General features: G+C 66.8%; 15 protein-coding genes. 7 read left to right on the top strand and 8 right to left on the bottom strand.

The features are described from left to right. Window positions 1-80 precede the first annotated feature (80 nt). The gene (locus tag OCUBac02_RS19535) at window positions 81-1,010 is read left to right on the top strand and encodes a LysR family transcriptional regulator (protein ID WP_173047990.1); all 930 of its coding nucleotides are present in this window, start codon (window positions 81-83) and stop codon (window positions 1,008-1,010) included. A 7-nt stretch (window positions 1,011-1,017) separates the two neighbouring features. Here the strand turns inward: OCUBac02_RS19535 and OCUBac02_RS19530 are convergent, their stop codons facing one another. Genes OCUBac02_RS19530 through OCUBac02_RS19520 form a run of 3 tightly spaced genes read right to left on the bottom strand, consistent with a single transcriptional unit; the run spans window position 1,018 to window position 5,137 of the window. Then, on the bottom strand, window positions 1,018-2,316 hold the full coding sequence (locus OCUBac02_RS19530; protein WP_052231899.1) for a GGDEF domain-containing response regulator: 1,299 nt from the start codon (window positions 2,314-2,316) through the stop codon (window positions 1,018-1,020). A gap of 57 nt (window positions 2,317-2,373) precedes the next feature. Then, the gene (locus OCUBac02_RS19525; RefSeq protein WP_173047988.1) at window positions 2,374-4,125 is read right to left on the bottom strand and encodes an ABC transporter permease; all 1,752 of its coding nucleotides are present in this window, start codon (window positions 4,123-4,125) and stop codon (window positions 2,374-2,376) included. Window positions 4,126-4,156: 31 nt separating this feature from the next. Further along, on the bottom strand, window positions 4,157-5,137 hold the full coding sequence (locus tag OCUBac02_RS19520) for an ABC transporter substrate-binding protein (protein WP_173047986.1): 981 nt from the start codon (window positions 5,135-5,137) through the stop codon (window positions 4,157-4,159). A gap of 238 nt (window positions 5,138-5,375) precedes the next feature. Here OCUBac02_RS19520 and OCUBac02_RS19515 point away from each other — a divergent pair, with 238 nt between their 5' ends. The 6 genes from OCUBac02_RS19515 (at window position 5,376) to OCUBac02_RS19490 (ending at window position 11,197) form a co-directional block, all read left to right on the top strand. Beyond that, complete coding sequence (locus OCUBac02_RS19515) at window positions 5,376-6,758, top strand: ABC transporter substrate-binding protein (protein WP_173047984.1); 1,383 nt, start codon at window positions 5,376-5,378, stop codon at window positions 6,756-6,758. A gap of 107 nt (window positions 6,759-6,865) precedes the next feature. Continuing rightward, the gene (locus OCUBac02_RS19510) at window positions 6,866-7,741 is read left to right on the top strand and encodes a carbohydrate ABC transporter permease (RefSeq protein ID WP_465247786.1); all 876 of its coding nucleotides are present in this window, start codon (window positions 6,866-6,868) and stop codon (window positions 7,739-7,741) included. After that, window positions 7,738-8,574, top strand: coding sequence for a carbohydrate ABC transporter permease (locus OCUBac02_RS19505; RefSeq protein ID WP_047574999.1), 837 nt, complete (start codon window positions 7,738-7,740; stop codon window positions 8,572-8,574). Before OCUBac02_RS19510 ends, OCUBac02_RS19505 begins: the two co-directional genes overlap by 4 nt. 226 nt (window positions 8,575-8,800) lie before the next feature. Next, window positions 8,801-9,769, top strand: coding sequence for a transaldolase (gene tal, locus OCUBac02_RS19500; protein WP_173047982.1), 969 nt, complete (start codon window positions 8,801-8,803; stop codon window positions 9,767-9,769). A gap of 7 nt (window positions 9,770-9,776) precedes the next feature. Further along, entirely contained in the window at window positions 9,777-10,487 is a 711-nt protein-coding gene (locus OCUBac02_RS19495; protein WP_173047980.1) for an SDR family oxidoreductase, read from the top strand. 110 nt (window positions 10,488-10,597) lie between these two features. Further along, window positions 10,598-11,197 carry an HdeD family acid-resistance protein gene (locus OCUBac02_RS19490; protein ID WP_173047978.1) on the top strand — a complete coding sequence of 200 codons (600 nt, stop codon included), beginning with the start codon at window positions 10,598-10,600 and terminating at the stop codon, window positions 11,195-11,197. A gap of 10 nt (window positions 11,198-11,207) precedes the next feature. Here OCUBac02_RS19490 and OCUBac02_RS19485 read toward each other — a convergent pair whose 3' ends face one another. From OCUBac02_RS19485 to amaB, 5 genes are all read right to left on the bottom strand, one after another. Beyond that, window positions 11,208-11,717, bottom strand: coding sequence for a hypothetical protein (locus tag OCUBac02_RS19485; RefSeq protein WP_173047976.1), 510 nt, complete (start codon window positions 11,715-11,717; stop codon window positions 11,208-11,210). A gap of 95 nt (window positions 11,718-11,812) precedes the next feature. Then, window positions 11,813-13,489 carry a thiamine pyrophosphate-binding protein gene (locus OCUBac02_RS19480; RefSeq protein WP_173047974.1) on the bottom strand — a complete coding sequence of 559 codons (1,677 nt, stop codon included), beginning with the start codon at window positions 13,487-13,489 and terminating at the stop codon, window positions 11,813-11,815. 50 nt (window positions 13,490-13,539) lie between these two features. Beyond that, window positions 13,540-14,730 carry a CaiB/BaiF CoA transferase family protein gene (locus tag OCUBac02_RS19475; RefSeq protein ID WP_173047972.1) on the bottom strand — a complete coding sequence of 397 codons (1,191 nt, stop codon included), beginning with the start codon at window positions 14,728-14,730 and terminating at the stop codon, window positions 13,540-13,542. A gap of 108 nt (window positions 14,731-14,838) precedes the next feature. Beyond that, complete coding sequence (locus tag OCUBac02_RS19470; RefSeq protein WP_173047970.1) at window positions 14,839-16,035, bottom strand: acyl-CoA dehydrogenase; 1,197 nt, start codon at window positions 16,033-16,035, stop codon at window positions 14,839-14,841. Window positions 16,036-16,230: 195 nt separating this feature from the next. Next, entirely contained in the window at window positions 16,231-17,751 is a 1,521-nt protein-coding gene (gene amaB / locus OCUBac02_RS19465; RefSeq protein ID WP_173047968.1) for an L-piperidine-6-carboxylate dehydrogenase, read from the bottom strand. Window positions 17,752-17,862: the final 111 nt, after the last annotated feature.

Raw genomic sequence — 17,862 nt, 5'->3', positions numbered from 1 at the left:
TCCCTACCATTCCCGTTTGCGCACGGCTATAGCGAGAGTGAAACGCCGGTCGTGCGTAAACACAAATATGGGAGAGAGCCTTGGAGCGCTTCGACTGGGACGACCTCCGCTTCTTTCTGGCCGTGGCGCGTTCGGGCCGGCTGACGGCCGCCGCGCGCCGGCTCGGTGCCGATCATGCCACCGTCTCGCGCCGCATCACATCGCTTGAGGAGGCGTTGAAGGCCAAGCTCTTCGAGCGCCGCCCGCAGGGCTACACGCTGACCGCTCATGGCGAGCGCCTGCTGGCCAAGGCCGAGAGCATGGAGACCGAGGCGCTGGCGATCCAGAGCGATATCGGTGGCGCCGACATGGCGCTGGCGGGCACGGTCAGGATCGGCGCACCCGACGGTTTCGGCACCGCGTTCCTGGCCTCGCGCCTGGCGCTCTTCGCCAGGTCCTACCCGGGGCTGGAGATCCAGCTCATTGCCATGCCGCGCCTGCTCTCGCTGTCGAAGCGCGAGGCCGATGTCGCGATCACGCTGGCCCCGCCCAAGGAGGGCAAGGTCGTCGCCCGCAAGCTCTCGGACTACCGTCTCGGCCTCTACGCCTCGCCGGAATACCTGGCCTCGATGCCGCCGGTGACCAGGCCGGAGGACCTCTTCGAGCACCGCATCATCGGCTATATCGACGACCTCATCTTCTCGCCCGAGCTCGACTATCTCGACGAGGTCGCCAAGGGCCTGCGCGCCCACGTCCAAAGCTCGAGCGTCATCGCCCAGATGAATGCCGTAACGGCCGGCGCCGGCATCGGCGTGATCCATCACTTCATGGCGGAGGGGGAGAAGCGGCTCGTGCCCGTCCTGCCCGAGACGGTTTCGATCACGCGCTCGTTCTGGCTGCTGGTCCATGCCGACCTGAAGGACGTGGCCCGGGTCCGCGCCATCGTCGATTTCGTCGTCCGCGAGGTGAAGGCATCGCGCGCGTTGCTGATGGGCGAACCCAGGTCGGAGACGCGTATCGCGGCCGAGTAGTCGAGCCTCAGGCGGCGGAGCGAACCCTGTCGCGCCCGTCCTGCTTGGCGACGTAGAGCGCCTCGTCCGCCTGGCCGAGGCAGGTTTCGAGCATGGCGTCGGGCGCGAGCGCGGCGATGCCGATCGAGACCGTGAGCGGCAGGGTGTCCCCGTTGATGACGAGGGGGGTGTCGGCGATGGTCGCCCGGATATCGTCGCACAGGCGCTCGGCTTCAGTGAGATCGGCGCCCGGGAAGATGATCGCGAACTCCTCGCCGCCGATGCGGGCGAGCAGGTTGAACCCGCGCTCTGCCATGGTGCTCAGCGTCCGCGCGACGGCCGTCAATGCCCTGTCGCCGCCGTCATGGCCGTGGCGGTCGTTGAGCCGCTTGAAATGATCGATGTCGAGAATGGCGACCGAGATCGGCAGGCCCATCTCGCGCGCCTCGCCGACGAGCTGCCGGCCGCGCGCGAAGAAGTGGCGGCGGTTGAACAGGCCGGTGAGGAAGTCGCGCGCCGCGAGGTCCTGCAATTGCCGGAGCTGGTCGAGCACCTCGACATTGGAGGCGATGCGGCATTGCAGCTCCTCCAGCACGAAGGGGCGCGAGACGAAATCATGCGCGCCGGCCTTGAGGAAGCCGGCCGAGGTCTGCCGGTCGGTCGAGGAGGAGATGCCCAGGACGCGCACATCCGGGTGCCGGCGGCGGATGCGCCGCGCCAGCTCGAACCCGTCCATGTCGGGCATGTAGTAGTCGCTGACGACGAGCTGGATGTCGGGATTGCTCTCCAGGATCGTCAGCGCTTCCTGGCCCGAGCCGGCCTCGACAACGGCATATTGCTGGATCGAGAGCATCCGCGCGAGCACCTTGCGAGTGGTGCGGGTGTCGTCGACGACGAGGATGCGGGTGTTGCGGTTGTTCAGTGCCCGCTTGACCGTGCCGACGATATTGGGAAGCGCGAACTCGTTGTCCTTCAGGACATAGTCGATGACCTCCCGCTCCATGATCCGGCCGCGCGTGGCGAGGTCGAAGGTCGCGGTGAAGACGACCGAGGGAATGCCGTGGGTCACGGTCCAGTCGAGCGCCTCGCCGCGCGGGGCGTCGGGCAGGTTGAGGTCGACCACGGCGATGGCATAGGCGCCGGGCGCCGCGACGATCAGGTCGCTGACCTCTTTCAGCGAGGCGCAGGTCGTGACCGGCAGCCCGGTTTCGGCCTGGAGGAGCTGCCGCAAGGCAAGCGAGAAGGTCCGCGAATCCTCGATGACGAGGATCTGGCGGTCGTCCGGTACCGGCTCCGGCCTGGCCTGCAATGTCTGATGGGCGCCCATGCTCCATCTACGGCGCCTGCAAGTTTAATTTTCCGTCACATCTGCCGGGCAAACCCGTCAAATCCGCCAGGGCAGGATATTGTGCTGCCGGTTGCGGCCGATCAGATCGAGCGCCAGCATCACGATCAGGATGACGGCGCAGGCGCTGATCGCGACCGCGGCCGCCTCGCCGGCGAGGCCCGCTTCCTTCAGGCTGAACAGCACGACGCCGAGCGTTTCCGTGCCCGACGACCAGAGCAGGGCCGAGACCGTCAGTTCGTTGAAGGCGACGAGGAAGACCATCAGCGCCGAGACCGCCGCCGCCGGCGCCAGGATCGGCGCAACGATGAAACGCAGCATCTGCGGGAGGCTTGCGCCGTCGAGCTTCGCGGCATCCTCGTGATGGGCTTCGATCTGGGCCATCGCCGCGACCGGCGCCTTCAGCGCCAGCGGCAGGAAGCGGGCGAGATAGGCGAAGAGGATGATGAAGGGCGTACCGTAGATGCTGATGCCGATCAGCGGCAACGGCTTTAGGAAGATCAGGATGCAGGCGATGGCAAGCACGATGCCGGGCAGGGCGTAGGGCAGTTCGATCATCAGCTCGACCGTGCGCCGGAGCTTGCCGAGCCGCCTTTCCAGCCCATAGGCGAAGACGATGGCTAGGATCGCGAGGATCAGCGCGGCGCTGCCGGCGAAGATGAGCGAATTGCGGAAGGCGCGCATGGTCACGGCCTGCCGGAACAGAACCTCCGTGAACTTGTCGAAGGTCAGGGACTGCCATGAGAGCGCCACGCCCAATGCCGGGGTCAGCGCTTCGCCGAGGAGGGCGAGCAGCGGCAGCCCGAGCTTCACGGCCAGCAACAGCCAGAGGCCGGCGGCGACGAAGGGACGGGCAGGGCCGAGCAGCCAATAGGGTTCCAGCGGCCGCTCGATCTCGATCTTGCCGCGCTGGTTGCGGGCGGCAAGCGCCGCCGCGACGATGCCCAGCGCCGCTACCCCGCCGACCAGCACGGCCAGCGCCGCCGTCTCGCCGAGGCTCGACGGGCCGAAGCTCGACAGCCGGCGATAGATCAGCGTCGGCAGCGTCAGGTAGTTCACGGGCAGGCCCAACAGGGCCGGAATGCCGAAATTGCCGACGCCGGCGACGAAGGCGATCAGGCCTGCGGCGATGATCTGCGGCCGCAGCACCGGGATGACGATCCGCGTGGTGATGGTCGCGGGCGCGGCGCCCTCCATCTGCGCGGCTTCGACCAGCGATTGCGGGATGCTGCGCAGGCCCGTCCAGAGCGTGATCGCGACGAGCGGCGCATGGTGAAGCGCCATGACCAGGATGATACCGCCGCGCCCGAGCAGCGGGTTCGGGGTGCCCGGCGGCGGGGCGAGGCCGATCAGCGCGAGGATCTGCGAGTTCGGCGCGAGCAGACTGAGGAAGGCGAGCGCCGCCACCTGCGGCGCGATCATCATCGAGAAGACGAAGGCGAAGGCAAGCGGGCGCTTGCCCCTGATATCGGTGACGCCGAGCGCCAGTGCGACGATGCCGCCGACGACGAGCGCGCCGAGCGCCGAGAGCGAGGCCGTCTCCAGCGTGTGCCAGGTCGCGTTGACGGCCGCACGGCTCGTCATCTCGGCTAAGGCTTCAGCCGGCGCGAACTGCCAGCCGGGCGCGAAGGCAGCCGCGACCAGCCGGGCGAAGGGCAGGCCGCCGAGCAGCAGCGCGACCGCGACGACGAGCGCCGGCAGGCCCCAGTCTGCCGGCAGGCGCAGACGCGAAACCGGCGGGGCCGCGATCGCGGGCTCCCGCCGGCTGTTTCGGGCGAGGGCCAGCGTCATCGCGCCGGCCATCGCGACAGCGAAGCCGTCATCACTCGAAGATCGCGCCGAAGCGCTTGCGGGCCGCGGTCTCCTCGGCCAGCGCCTTGGCGGCGTCGAAGGCCATCAGCTTGATCGCGCTGCGGGCGGGATAGCCGGCCGGCAGGGCAACGTTAGGATGGGCGGCGACATAACCTTGCTTCAGCGCCAGTTCCTGGCCTTCCTTGGAGAGCAGGAAGTCGATGAAGGCCCTGGCGGCTTCCGGGTTCTTGCTGGTCTTCAGGATCGCGACCGGCTCGCTGACGGCGGAGACGCCCTCGCGCGGGAAGACGAACTCGACCGGCGCGCCCTTGGCCTTCTCGCGGATCGGCATGAAGTCGACGATCATGCCGAAGAGCTTCTCGCCTGTGGCGACCTGGCGCAGGATGTCGCCGTTGGCGCCGGCGGCCAGCGTGCCGTTTTCCTTGAGCTTCTCGTAGAAGCCCCAGCCCTCCCCAAGATTGCTGGTCAGCGTGATCGTGTGGATCAGCGCGGCGCCCGAGTTCAGCGGGCTCGGCATGGCCACCTGGTTCTTCGCCTCCGGCTTGACGAGGTCCGTCCAGCTCGCGGGCTTCATCGCGGCCTTGGTGTTGTAGACGATGCCCGTGGTGATCAGCTTGGTCGCGAACCACATCTTCTGGGGATCGTGGATGCCGGCCGGATAAGCGGCGATGTCCGCCTTGTCGTGGGCGAGCAGGCGTCCGTCCTTCTTGAGACCCTCCATGGTCACGGCATCGGCGATGAGCAGCACGTCAGGCTGCGGTGCGCCGGCCTCGAATTCGGCCTTCAGCTTCGCCATCACGCGCGGCGTGCCGTCGCGGACGAAGGAGACGTCCACCTTCGGGTATTTCGCCTTGAAGGCATCGATGGTCTGCTGGGCGTCGGTATTGGGCTGGCTGGTGTAGAGCACGAGCTTGCCCTCGGCGGCGAGAACCTGCGGCGCGGCCATGAGTCCGGCCGCGATGATGAAGGCGCTCAGGGCCTTGCGCTGCATGTGGGAACTCCATCTCTTGATCGCTGTGGCGAGATGGCGCTGCCGGTAGTCCCAGCAGATGACAGTTCGATGAAGCGGGTATCCGGTTTCCACCGTCAGGCCCGCTTGCGCACCCTTGAATTAGAAATACTATTTATCGGTGACTCGTCCGGCTTGTTTCATGCGGGGCTTTTCGATTAGGGTCGCGGCAAGACGACCATAATGTCGCTTTAAAACGGTTTAAACGGGAGGATATCGAATGAAGCTTGTACGGCATTTCGCCATGGGTACGGCCGTTGCGGCGGTCGTCGCGGGCTGGTCCGGTGCCGCGATGGCGCAGGAAACGCTGACGGCGTGGTTCACCAAGGGCTTCTACAAGGGCGAGGACGACGCGCTGCTCGCCGTCGTCGACAAGTTCCAGAAGGCAACCGGCGTCAAGGTCGAGCTCTCGCTCTACGCCACCGAGGACTGCGTCACCAAGTCGGTCGGCGCCGTCGATGCCGGCACGCCGCCGGATGTCGGCTTCTGCACCACCTATGATTTCCGCACCACCGGCAAATGGGCCTATGACGGCAAGCTCGAGGACGTCTCGGACGTGATCGAGCCGATGAAGGCCGAGTTCCAGCCGATGGCACTCTCGACCACCTTCCTGATGAACGGCAAGACCGGCAAGAAGTCATACTATGCCTTCCCGGTCGAGCAGCAGATGATGCACATCACTTACTGGAAGGACATGCTGGAGGAGGCTGGCTTCAAGGAGGCCGACATCCCGAAGACCTGGAACGGCTATTGGGATTTCTGGTGCGACAAGGTTCAGGGCGCGCTGCGCGCCAAGGGCAAGCGCGTCTACGGCATCGGCCACCCGATGGGCATCGCGGCTTCCGATACCTTCTACTCGTTCCTGACCTTCGCCAACGCCTTCAACGCCAAGGTCGTCGACGAGAACGGCAAGATCGTGCTCGATCAGCCCGAGAACAAAAAGGCGATGGTCGAGGCCGTGAAGGCCTACGCCAACATCTTCCAGCGCGGCTGCACGCCGCCGTCCTCGGTCAACTGGCTCGATCCCGACAATAACGTCGCCTTCCACAACCGCACCACGGTCGCCACGCACAACGCCACGATCTCGATCGCCGGCAAGCACATGGACGACATGAACAACCAGGCGCTGACCGCCGAGCAGCGGGCGACGGCCAAGAAGAACTACGAGGACAACATCCGCACCGCCGAGTTCCCGCTCAAGGCCGACGGCAGCAAGATGACCAACCTCGCCGCCGTCAAGACCGCGGTGATCTTCGCCGACGCCAAGAACAAGAAGCGCGCCAAGGAATTCATGGCCTTCTTCATGAAGGACGAGAACCTGCGGCCCTTCGTCGAGGGCTCGGCTGGCCGCTGGGTGCCGACGACGCTCAAGGGCATCGACGCGCCGTTCTGGTCCGACGGCAAGGACCCGCACCGCGCGGTGGTCTACAAGCAGTACAAGGACGGCACGGTGCCGTTCCAGTTCGTCTACAACTACAATTTCACGACCGTGAACGCCGAGAACGTCTGGGCCAAGGCCGTGAATCGCGTCGTCCAGGACAAGGTCCCGGCCGAGCAGGCGGTGGACGAGATGATCGCCCGTATCAAGCAGATCGCGGGCTGATCCCAGCCCTCGTTCCGCTTGCATCGAGAACGCGCCGCGGCAAGGATTGCCGCGGCGTATCTTTCCCGGGATGACAATTCGACGGAGAGTCCATGAGCTCAGCCGCCATGACCGCGCCGCTAGCGGCGCCGCGCGACGACGCATCGGGGTTCACGCGCGATCGCGCGATGTGGGGGGCCATCATGCTGGCGCCCTATGTGCTCGTCTTTGCCGTCATGGTCGTCTATCCGGTCGCCTACGGCCTCTGGCTCGGACTGGACTGGAACTCCTATCGGGCGCTCTTCGCCGACCCGATCTTCATTCGCACCGTCGTCAACACGATCATCTTCCTGTTCGTCGCGGTGAATCTCAAATTCCTGATCGCGCTCGTGCTGTCGGGCTTCTTCGTGCAGCAGCGCGCCTGGATCCGCATCGTGCTGGTCCTGTTCATCCTGCCCTGGGCGGTGCCCTCGATCCCGACGATCCTGTCCTTCCGGGTGATGCTGAACCCGGAGAACGGCATGGTGAACCAGCAGCTCTTCCAATGGTTCGGCATCATGGAGGGGCCGGGCTGGCTCACCGACCCGACGCTCGCCTTCACCTCGTCGATCTTCGTCCATATCTGGAAGTCGCTGCCCTTCTGGACATTGATCCTGATCACCGGCCGCCTCGCGATCGCGCAGGATCTCTACGAGGCCGCGAGCGTCGACGGCGCCAACCGCTGGCAGCAGTTCCGCTTCATCACCTGGCCTTCGCTGGCGACGCTCTATGTCACCTCGACCATGCTCTCGATGATCTGGACGCTCGGCGACTTCAACAGCGTCTACCTGCTCACCGGCGGCGGGCCGGGCGACCTCAACCATGTGCTGGCGACCCTCGGCATCCGCTATATGCGCAACAACAATCTCGATCTCGGCATCGCCTCGATCATCGTCGCCATGCCGCTGATCCTGCCGATGGTCTTCGTGATGGTGAAGCGCCTGTCGAAGGGACCGGACGCATGAAAAAGCTCTTCGACGAAGGCAAGCTGCTGCTGATCGCGATCCCGGTCCTGGTCTGGACGCTCTTGCCGATCTACCACCTCTTCGTCCTGTCGATCTCCAATCAGGAGTCGATGCTGGCCGGCAAGCTCTGGCCCGACGAGCCGACGCTTCAGAACTTCCAGATCGTCTTCGCCCAGCAGCATTATTACCTGCACAATTTCTGGCGGCAGATGTTCAACAGCTTCTTCATCGCGGTCGCGACCGGGCTGATCACGCTGTTCGTCGCGACCTTCGCGGCCTTCGCCATCGCGCGGCTCAAGGTGCGTGGCGGGCGCACGATGATGAATCTCGCGCTGGCGACCTACCTGATCCCGGCCGCCTTCCTCGCCATCCCCATGTACAAGGCGATGGGCTCCTACGGCCTGCTCAACACCCAGGCCTCGCTGATCCTGGCGATGGTCGCTCTCGCCTCGCCCTATGCGATCTGGGTGCTGAAGCAGGCTTCCGACAAACTGCCGAAGGAGCTCGACGAGGCCGCGGTCATGGACGGCGCCACCTCGATCCAGCTTTTCCGGCTGGTCTATCTCCCGCTGATGAAGCCCTCGATGGTGGTGATCGGCATCTACGCGCTTCTGCTCGCCTGGAACGAGTATCTCTACGCCTTCCTGCTGCTCTCCTCGGAGAAGGCGGTGCCGCTAGCCGTGGGTCTCGGCCTCTTCCTCTCGGCCGATGACGCGCCCTGGAACCTGCTGATGGCGGCGGGCCTGCTCTACGCCATCCCACCGGCAGTGATCTACTACCTGTTCCGCAAGAACATGGTCGGTGGGCTGACCTCGGGCGCGGTGAAGAGCTGAGGCTGGCAGCGTTCCGCCACTTTCATCACCGTCATGCTCGCCCTTGTGGCGAGCATCCATGTCTTGACCACGAATTGCGGCCAGTAAAGACGTGGATGGTCGGCACAAGGCCGATCATGACGGGAACAGACGCGCATGGCCGGATTGCTTCATCGCTCTCGCCATGGTGCCGAACAGGCGTCACAGTGAATGCGTTACGATAAGAAGAATTGCCGAGGATAGACCGATGACCGCCTCCAAGCTCGACCAGCTCCGCCAGATGACCACCGTCGTCGCCGACACCGGCGACATCGAGGCCGTGCGTCGCCTGAAGCCCGTCGACTGCACCACCAACCCGACCCTGATCCTCAAGGCGGTGGAGACGCCGGCTTATGCGCATCTCGTCGACGAGGCGATCGGTTGGGGCAAGAAGCAGGGCGGCGGCGAGAAGGCGATCCATGCCGTCTGCGATCGCCTCGCCGTGAGCTTCGGCGCGGAATTGACCAAGATCGTTCCCGGCCGGGTCTCGACCGAGGTCGATGCTGACTTGTCCTTCGATACCGACGCGACCATCGCGAAGGCGCGCGCCGTCATCGCCGCCTATGAGGAGCGCGGCGTCGGGAAGGATCGCATCCTCATCAAGATCGCCTCGACCTGGGAGGGCCTGCAGGCCGCCAAGGTGCTGCAGGGCGAGGGCATCGACTGCAACCTGACCCTACTCTTTGCCTTGCCGCAGGCGGTCGCGGCGGCCGAGGCCAATGCCTTCCTGATCTCGCCCTTCGTCGGCCGCATCCTCGACTGGCACGTCAAGGCCGGCGGCGGCCCCTACACGGCCGAGACCGATCCCGGCGTCGTCTCGGTCAAGAGCATCTACGCCTATTATAAGGCCTTCGGCATCAGGACGGTCGTGATGGGCGCCTCTTTCCGCAATACCGGCGAGATCGAGGCGCTGGCCGGCTGCGACCGCCTGACCATCGGGCCGAGCCTGCTCGACGAGCTCGCCGCCGCGACCGGCGACCTGCCGCGCCGCCTCTCGCCGGCCGCTTCGCCGCAGATGGCGGGGGGCGTCAGCCGGAAGCTCGGCTTTGACGAGAAGGCCTTCCGCTTCGCCATGAACGAGGATGCCATGGCGACCGAGAAGCTGGCCGAAGGCATCCGCGGCTTCGTCAAGGACCTGCGTGGCCTGCGCAAGCTCGTCGCCGCGAAGCTCGGCTGAGCGGGCGATGGTCGAGCGGCGGATCGCCGTCGTCACCGGCGGTGCCAAGGGCATCGGCGCCGCGGTGGCCGATCGGCTGGAGAAGGACGGGCTCGTCCCGGTCGTCTGGGACATTGCGGCGCCGGCCGCAGCCGGGCGCCTGCATCTCGCCTGCGATGTCTCGGACGAGGCTTCAGTCGCACAGGCTGTCGCCGCGACCGAGCGCGAGCACGGCCCCATTGCCGTACTCGTCAACAATGCCGGTTTGACCGGGCCATCGACGACGGTCGCGGAGACGTCGTTGGCGCAATGGCAGAAGGTGCAGGCGATCAACCTGACCGGCACCTTCCTCTGCTCGCAGGCGGTCGCTGATGTGATGATACCGCGCGGCTATGGCCGCATCGTCAATATCGCCTCGCTCGCCGGCAAGGAGGGCACGCCGGCGCTCTCCGCCTATAGCGCCGCCAAGGCCGGTGTCATCGCCTTCGCCAAGGCCCATGGCAAGGAACTGGCCGGAACCGGCGTGCTCGTCAATGCCGTCGCGCCGGCCGCGATCGAGACCGACCTGCTCCACCAGATGAGCCCCGAGACGGTCGCGACCATGATCGGCAAGAGCCCGTTGAAGCGACTCGGGACGGTCGATGAACTGGCGGAGCTCGTCGCATGGCTCGCCAGCGAGCGCTGCAGCTTCTCGACCGGCGCGGTCTTCGATCTCTCGGGCGGTCGCGCGACCTACTGACGCCGCGCCTTGCGGCAGATCATTGACGCAGCCCGCGTGCGGGCTTCTGATGGAAACATGTCCTGACGAGGCTGGCCCGCCTGTCGCGGTCCGCCCAACCGGAGTCGGCCATGACCACCCCCGCAGAATCCGCGCCCCGCACAGGTTCCTCGCTCGCCACCCATCTCGTGCCGCTCCGGCGCAATTCCGGCTGGCTGCTGGCGGCTGGCATCGCGCTCGTCGTTCTCGGCATCGTCGGGCTCGGAGCGGTCGCGCTACTCAGCCTTGCCAGCGCGATCTGGTTCGGGGCGATGATTCTCGTCGGCGGCGTCGTCGTCCTGATCGACGCCTTCCGGCATCAAGGCTGGAAGAGCCGCCTGCTGCACATCCTCATCGGCGCGCTTTATATCGCGGTCGGCTTGATGACTTTCGCCAATCCGCTCCTGGCCACGGCCTCGCTGACGCTGCTGGCCGGCGCGGCCCTGGTCGCGACAGGCGTGCTGCGCCTCGTCGTCGCCTTCCAGAACCGGGAATTGCCGGCCTGGCGCTGGCTCGCCCTCTCGGGCGCCTTATCGTTGCTGCTCGGTGGCATGATCCTGGCGCAATGGCCGGGTTCGAGCCTCTGGGTGCTCGGCACCTTCTTCGCGATCGAGCTGATCGTCCAGGGCTGGGCCGCGATCGCGCTGGCGCGTGCGATCCGCTCGACCTTCGACGGGGTGAAGCCGCGCTGAAGCCGTCAGCTCACTCGGAGGCTTCCGCCGTCACGGCTGCCCTGGCCGGTGCACTGAGATCGCTGAAGCGGGCGCGCCCGCCCGCTGCCGCCGTCTGCAATTGCTGTTTCCAACCCTTGGAATCCTTGCCGCCGAGCGCGACGAAGTCGGCCGGGCGCGAGGCATCGGCATCGCGGCCCTGATAGACCAGCACGCCGCCGGCCGTGACGACGATGTCGCCGCGCCGCAGCGTCGGGTCCTTGAGATACCATTGCTTGTCGGCCTGGGGGTCGAGCTGGACGACAGGCGGCCTGGGCTTCGAGGATACCTCGGGAGCGCGTGCCCGCGGTGCCCGCATGCGCGGTCCGTCATCGTATTCGTAGATCGGGGAGGCCCGCAGGCGCGGCCCGCCACCGAAGAACGCACGCGCAAGATCATCGAACAGGCCGGCGGCTTCGGCTCCGGGCGCAGCCGCCATCAGGAGCGCGGCTGCGAGCCCCAACCGCGCGATACCCTTGCGTGCCATCCCGTTGCGTTCCATCGCCTTGCCCTCCGCTACCATCAGCCCAACGCTGAATGGTCGCGAAAGGTTCGGTTCGGGTTCACGGACGAGGTTAAGATTCTCGTCCGGGGCGTTTACTTTTTGCCCTGCGCCGCAAAAGCCTCGGCCCGGATCGTCGAAAGGGACTTCGCCGGGGTGATCGCCTCGGGATCGAGCAGGCAGTGGATGATCGCGGGCTTGCCGCTCTTCACCGCGCGCTCGAAGGCCGGCGCGAACTCCTCGGTCTTCTCGACGCGTTCGCCATGGCCGCCGAAGGCTTTGGCGTAAGCCGCGAAATCCGGGTTCTTCAGCGTCGTCGCCGAGACGCGGCCGGGATATTCGCGCTCCTGATGCATGCGGATCGTGCCGTACATGCCGTTATCGACCACGATGACGATGACGGGCAGGTCGTACTGCACGGCCGTCGCGAAATCCTGGCCGTTCATCAGGAAGCAGCCGTCGCCCGCGAAGGCGATGACGGTGCGGTCCGGGAAGAGCCGCTTGGCGCCGATCGCGGCCGGCACGCCGTAGCCCATCGAGCCGCAGGTCGGGGCGAGCTGCGTCGCGAATGTGTTGAAGCGGTGGAAGCGGTGCACCCAGGTCGCGTAGTTGCCGGCGCCGTTGCACATAATGGCGTCCTCGGGGAGTTGGCTGCGCAGCCAGCGCACCATCTCGCCGGGATGGAACGCGCCGGGCACGGGCGCCGGCTGTTCGCTCCAGGCGATATAGGCTTCATGCGCGGCAGCGCCCGCGCCCTTCCAGGCGGGAGACTTGGGCGGCTCGATCGTCTTGAGCGCGGCGCAGAAGCCGGCCGGCGAGGCGTTGATCGCCAGCGTCGGGCGGTAGACCCGGCCGAGCTCTTCGGGATCGGCGTGGACATGGACCAGCGGACGGCCGGGATTTGGAATGCCGAACAGTGTGTAGGACTGGCTCGGCATCTCAGAGAGACGCCCGCCGACCAGCAGGACGAGGTCGCTTTCCTTGATGCGGGCCAGCAGCCTCGGGTTCGGGCCGATGCCGAGATCGCCGGCGAAATTCGGATGATCGGCCGGGAACAGCATCTGCCGGCGGAAGGAGACCGCGACGGGCAGGTCGAAGCGCTCGGCGAAAGCCTGGAAGTCGGCGATCGCCTCCGGGCTCCAGCGCGAGCCGCCCAGGATCGCGATCGGCGACTTCGCCGCTGCGAAGCGCTTGGCGAGGTCGGTCATCTGCGCCGGGGCGGGGTGCTGCTCGGTGACGTTGTAGGGCTCGGCGTCGGCGACGTCCGCGATATCGATCAGCACGTCCTCGGGCAGCGCGATCACGACCGGGCCGGGGCGGCCGGAGGTCGCGACATGGAAGGCGCGGCCGATGATCTCCGGGATGCGCGCGGCATCGTCGATCTCGGTCGCCCATTTGGTCATGGTGCCGAAGACGGCGCGGTAGTCGAGCTCCTGGAAGGCCTCGCGCTCGCGCATGCTGCCGTCGATCTGGCCGACGAAGAGGATCAGCGGGGTCGAGTCCTGGTCGGCGATATGGATGCCGGGCGAGGCATTGGTGGCGCCGGGGCCGCGCGTCACGAAGCAGATGCCGGGCTTGCCGGTGAGCTTGCCGGCGGCTTCCGCCATCATGCAGGCGCCGCCCTCGGCGCGGCAGATGGTGACCTTCATCGAGGCGTCGTGCAGCGCGTCGAGCACGGCGAGATAGCTCTCGCCCGGCACGCAGAAGGCGTCGGTGGCGCCGTGGATCAGAAGCTGGTCGACGAGGATCTGCCCGCCAGTGCGATTAGCCATGTTCCCTGTCCCTTTCGCGAGCCCTCATCCTGAGGAGCGGGCTGTATCTGTCATTGGCCGTCGGGCGTTCCGCCCCAGGCCGGATCGTTCAAAATGTCGTCGGCATGTTCGCCGAGCCGAGGGCTCGGACGTCCGGCCACCTGCCTCACGCCGTTCATGACGATGGGCGAGGCAACGGTCGGAATGGCGCCGGCCTTGGCGGCTGCGCTCGGTAGGTCCACCTTCACGCCGCGCGCGATGATCTGCGGGTCGGCGAAGACCTCGCCGATATCGTTGATCGGGCCGGCGGGCACGCCGACCTTCTCCAGCCCGGCCAGCAGATCGGCCTTGGCATGGCGCTGGCAGAGCGGATGCAGCTTGGCGGTCAGCGCGACACGGTTGATCACGCGTGACCTGTTGTCGACGTAGTCGGGATGGTCGGCCAAAGCCGGCTCGCCCAGCACCTCGCAGAGCTTGCGCCACTGCCCGTCATTGCCGGTGGCGATGATGATATGGCCGTCTGCGACAGGGAAGACGTCATAGGGCACGATGTTCGGATGGGCGTTGCCGAGCCGCGGCGGCGGGTTGCCACCGACCAGATAGTTCATCGCCTGGTTGCCGAGCACGGCGACCTGCGAGTCGAGCAGGGCGAGGTCGAGCGTCGCACCCTCGCCGGTCGCATCGCGCTGGCGCAAGGCCGAGAGGATGCCGACCGTAGCATAGAGCCCGGTATAGATGTCGGCGACGGCATAGCCCGCCTTCATCGGCGCGCCCGCCGGCTCGCCGGTGATCGACATCGCCCCGCCCATGCCCTGGACGAGGAAGTCGTAGCCGGCGCGCGGCGCGTAGGGGCCGTCCTGCCCGAAGCCGGTGACCGAGCAATAGACGAGGCGCGGGAATTCCTTGCGCAACGAGCCCGCGTCGAGCCCGTATTTCGAGAGGCCGCCGACCTTGAAGTTCTCGATCACGACATCGGCATGGGCGGCGAGGCGCCGGACCAGCGCCTGCCCCTCAGGTGTGCGGAAATCGGCGGTGATCGAGCGCTTGCCGCGATTGGCGGCGTGGAAATAGGCGGCGGAGAGATGCTCGTCGCCCGTGCCCTCGACAAAGGGCGGCCCCCATTTGCGGGTGTCGTCGCCCTCGGGCGCCTCGACCTTGACGACATCGGCGCCGAGATCGGCCAGGAGCTGGCCGATCCAGGGACCTGCGAGGATGCGCGCCAGTTCGAGGACGCGCAGGCCGGCGAGGGGGGAGGTCGTCATGGCGGGTTCGACTCGGGCGTCATGGCCGGGCTTGACCCGACCATCTCCGGGGAGGTTCGCGTGGGACGTGATGCCCGGGTCAAACCCTGGCATCACGGCTGACGGCGCTCAGAAGAACGCCTGCAGGCCGGTGATCGCGCGGCCGAGGATCAGCGCGTGGACGTCATGCGTGCCCTCATAGGTGTTCACCGTTTCGAGGTTCGCGGCGTGGCGCATCACCTGATACTCGATCTGGATGCCGTTGCCGCCATGCATGTCACGGGCCTGGCGGGCGATGTCGAGCGCCTTGCCGCAATTGTTGCGCTTGACCAGCGAGATCATCTCCGGCGCCATCTTGCCGTCGTCGAGCAGGCGCCCGACGCGGAGCGAACCCTGCAGGCCGAGCGTGATCTCGGTCAGCATGTCCGCCAGCTTCTTCTGGTAGAGCTGGGTCTGGGCCAGCGGCTTGTTGAACTGCTTGCGGTCGAGCCCGTACTGGCGGGCGCGGTGGAAGCAGTCCTCGGCGGCGCCCATCACGCCCCAGGAGATGCCGTAGCGGGCGCGGTTGAGGCAGCCGAACGGGCCCGACAGGCCGGAGACGTTCGGCAGCAGGTTCTCTTCCGGCACGATGACGCCGTCCATGACGACCTCGCCGGTGATCGAGGCGCGCAACGAGAGCTTCCCGCCGATCTTCGGCGCGGACAGGCCCTTCATGCCCTTTTCGAGGACGAAGCCGCGGATCTGGTTGTCATGCGCGGCCGACTTGGCCCAGACGACGAAGACATCGGCGATCGGCGAGTTCGAGATCCACATCTTGGATCCCGTCAGCTTGTAGCCGTCGGCGACCTTCTCGGCGCGGGTCTTCATGCCGCCGGGATCGGAGCCGGCATCCGGCTCGGTCAGGCCGAAGCAGCCGACCCACTCGCCCGAGCCGAGCTTGGGCAGGTACTTCTTGCGCTGCTCCTCGCTGCCATAGGCGTAGATCGGGAACATCACCAGCGAGGACTGCACCGACATCATCGAGCGATAGCCCGAGTCGATGCGCTCGACCTCGCGGGCGACGAGCCCGTAGGAGACGTAATTGGCGCCGGCGCAGCCGTATTCCTCGGGGACGGTCACGCCGAGCAGGCCGAGCTCGCCCATTTCATTGAAGATCGAACGATCGGTCTTCTCGTCGAGATAGGCGTCGTGGATGCGCGGGGCGAGCTTCTCCTGCGCATAGGCGCGGGCCGTGTCGCGGATCAGCCGCTCGTCCTCGTTCAGCTGCTCGTCGAGCAGATAGGCATCGTCCCAGGTGAACTTCGCGAGCTTGTGGCTGCCGGCCATGGTGTTCGTCTCCCTCAGATTCCAGAGCCGTCATTCCGGGGCTTCGCGGAGCGAAGAGCCCGGAATCCAGAACCGCGGAACAGAATCCAGATCAGTGGAACGGTTCGCCCCTCTCGGAGAGGGTATCGGTTCTGGGTTCCGGGCTCGCCGCTTACGCGGCGCCCCGGAATGACGGCGGTGTTTCCTATCTACCGGTCACGCATCCACGTCGAAGCTGACGCCCTGCGCCAGCGGCAGCGTGGTGCCGTAGTTCAGCGTGTTGGTGGCGCGGCGCATATAGGCCTTCCAGGCGTCGGAGCCGGCCTCGCGGCCGCCGCCCGTCTCCTTCTCGCCGCCGAACGCGCCGCCGATCTCGGCGCCCGAGGGGCCGATATTGACGTTGGCGATGCCGCAATCCGAACCCTCATCGGAGACGAAGAGCTCGGCCTCGCGCATGTTCAGCGTGAAGATCGAGGAGGACAGGCCGGCGCCGACGGCGTTCTGGATCGCGATCGCCTCGTCGATGGACTTGTACTTCATCACGTAGAGGATCGGCGCGAAAGTCTCGCGCTCGACCGGGCCGCACTGCCGGGGCATCTCGACCAGAGCCGGGCGGACATAGAAGCCGCCAGCGCCGACATCGACCTTCTCGCCGCCATGGACCTTGCCGCCTTCGGCCTTGGCCTCGGAGAGCGCCTTCTGCATGCCCTGATAGGCGGCCTCGTCGACCAGCGGGCCGACCAGCACGCCGGCCTCGCGAGGATCGCCGATCTTCACTGAGCCATAGACCTTGGCGAGCTTCGGCACGAGCGCGTCATAGACGCTTTCGTGCACGATCAGGCGGCGCAGCGTGGTGCAGCGCTGGCCGGCGGTGCCCATCGCCGCGAAGGCGATGCCGCGCAGCGCGATGTCGAGATCGGCCGAAGGGGCGACGATTGCGGCGTTGTTGCCGCCGAGCTCGAGGATGGCGCGGGCGAAGCGCGCGGCGAGCTTCTGGCCGACTTCCTTGCCCATCCGGGTCGAACCGGTGGCGGAGACGACCGGGACGCGGTGGTCGGAAACCAGGATGTCGCCGATCTCGCGGCCGCCGACGAGGACTTCCGAGAGGCCGATCGGAGCCTCGGGGCCGAAGCGCTTCATCGTCTTCTCGACGATCGCCTGCACGGCGAGCGCAGTCAGCGGGGTCTTCTCGGAGGGCTTCCAGACGACGCTGTCGCCACAGACGAAGGCAAGCGCGGCGTTCCAGCACCAGACCGCGACCGGGAAGTTGAAGGCCGAGATCACGCCCACGACGCCGATCGGATGCCAGGTTTCCATCATGCGATGGTTCGGGCGCTCCGTGGCGATGGTCAGGCCGTAGAGCTGGCGCGACAGACCGACGGCGAAGTCGCAGATATCGATCATCTCCTGGACCTCGCCGAGTCCCTCGGAGGTGACCTTGCCGGCTTCCAGCGTCACCAGCAGGCCGAGATCGGTCTTGGCGGCGCGCAGCTCCTCGCCGAGCAGGCGGACGAACTCGCCGCGGCGCGGCGCCGGCACCTTGCGCCAGGCGAGATAGGCGGACTGGGCCCGGCCGATCGCGGCCTCGGCCTCGGCCGGCGAGGTCTCGCGCAAGGTCACGATGGCCTCGCCGGTGATCGGCGAGCGGGCCGAGAGGCCGGCATCGGCATAGGCCGAGTCGGCGACGCCGAGGCGCTTGAGCAGGGCGAGCGTGTCTTTCGGCAGAGCTGTGGCCATCGTTGTCTTCCAGCGGTCGCGAGCGGGAGCCGAAGGGCGCGTGCCCTGAGGCGCATGACATAAAAGCGCGGGAACCTGAGGCCGCCGCGCTTGAGGCCGGCAGAATGCCCT

Source organism: Bosea sp. ANAM02 (assembly GCF_011764485.1).
Lineage (GTDB): Bacteria > Pseudomonadota > Alphaproteobacteria > Rhizobiales > Beijerinckiaceae > Allobosea.
The sequence above is the reverse complement of the archived record's forward strand: the minus strand, read 5'-3'. Positions and strand labels throughout refer to the sequence as shown.

Coding starts and splice junctions, on each gene's coding strand:
- OCUBac02_RS19475 (WP_173047972.1), bottom strand. CDS start 14,730: ATGACGACCTCCCCCCTCGCCGGCCTGCGCGTCCTCGAACTGGCGCGC.
- OCUBac02_RS19520 (WP_173047986.1), bottom strand. CDS start 5,137: ATGCAGCGCAAGGCCCTGAGCGCCTTCATCATCGCGGCCGGACTCATG.
- OCUBac02_RS19490 (WP_173047978.1), top strand. CDS start 10,598: ATGACCACCCCCGCAGAATCCGCGCCCCGCACAGGTTCCTCGCTCGCC.
- tal (WP_173047982.1), top strand. CDS start 8,801: ATGACCGCCTCCAAGCTCGACCAGCTCCGCCAGATGACCACCGTCGTC.
- OCUBac02_RS19515 (WP_173047984.1), top strand. CDS start 5,376: ATGAAGCTTGTACGGCATTTCGCCATGGGTACGGCCGTTGCGGCGGTC.
- OCUBac02_RS19525 (WP_173047988.1), bottom strand. CDS start 4,125: ATGACGCTGGCCCTCGCCCGAAACAGCCGGCGGGAGCCCGCGATCGCG.
- OCUBac02_RS19505 (WP_047574999.1), top strand. CDS start 7,738: ATGAAAAAGCTCTTCGACGAAGGCAAGCTGCTGCTGATCGCGATCCCG.
- OCUBac02_RS19470 (WP_173047970.1), bottom strand. CDS start 16,035: ATGGCCGGCAGCCACAAGCTCGCGAAGTTCACCTGGGACGATGCCTAT.
- OCUBac02_RS19495 (WP_173047980.1), top strand. CDS start 9,777: ATGGTCGAGCGGCGGATCGCCGTCGTCACCGGCGGTGCCAAGGGCATC.
- OCUBac02_RS19485 (WP_173047976.1), bottom strand. CDS start 11,717: ATGGAACGCAACGGGATGGCACGCAAGGGTATCGCGCGGTTGGGGCTC.
- OCUBac02_RS19480 (WP_173047974.1), bottom strand. CDS start 13,489: ATGGCTAATCGCACTGGCGGGCAGATCCTCGTCGACCAGCTTCTGATC.
- OCUBac02_RS19530 (WP_052231899.1), bottom strand. CDS start 2,316: ATGGGCGCCCATCAGACATTGCAGGCCAGGCCGGAGCCGGTACCGGAC.
- OCUBac02_RS19510 (WP_465247786.1), top strand. CDS start 6,866: ATGACCGCGCCGCTAGCGGCGCCGCGCGACGACGCATCGGGGTTCACG.
- amaB (WP_173047968.1), bottom strand. CDS start 17,751: ATGGCCACAGCTCTGCCGAAAGACACGCTCGCCCTGCTCAAGCGCCTC.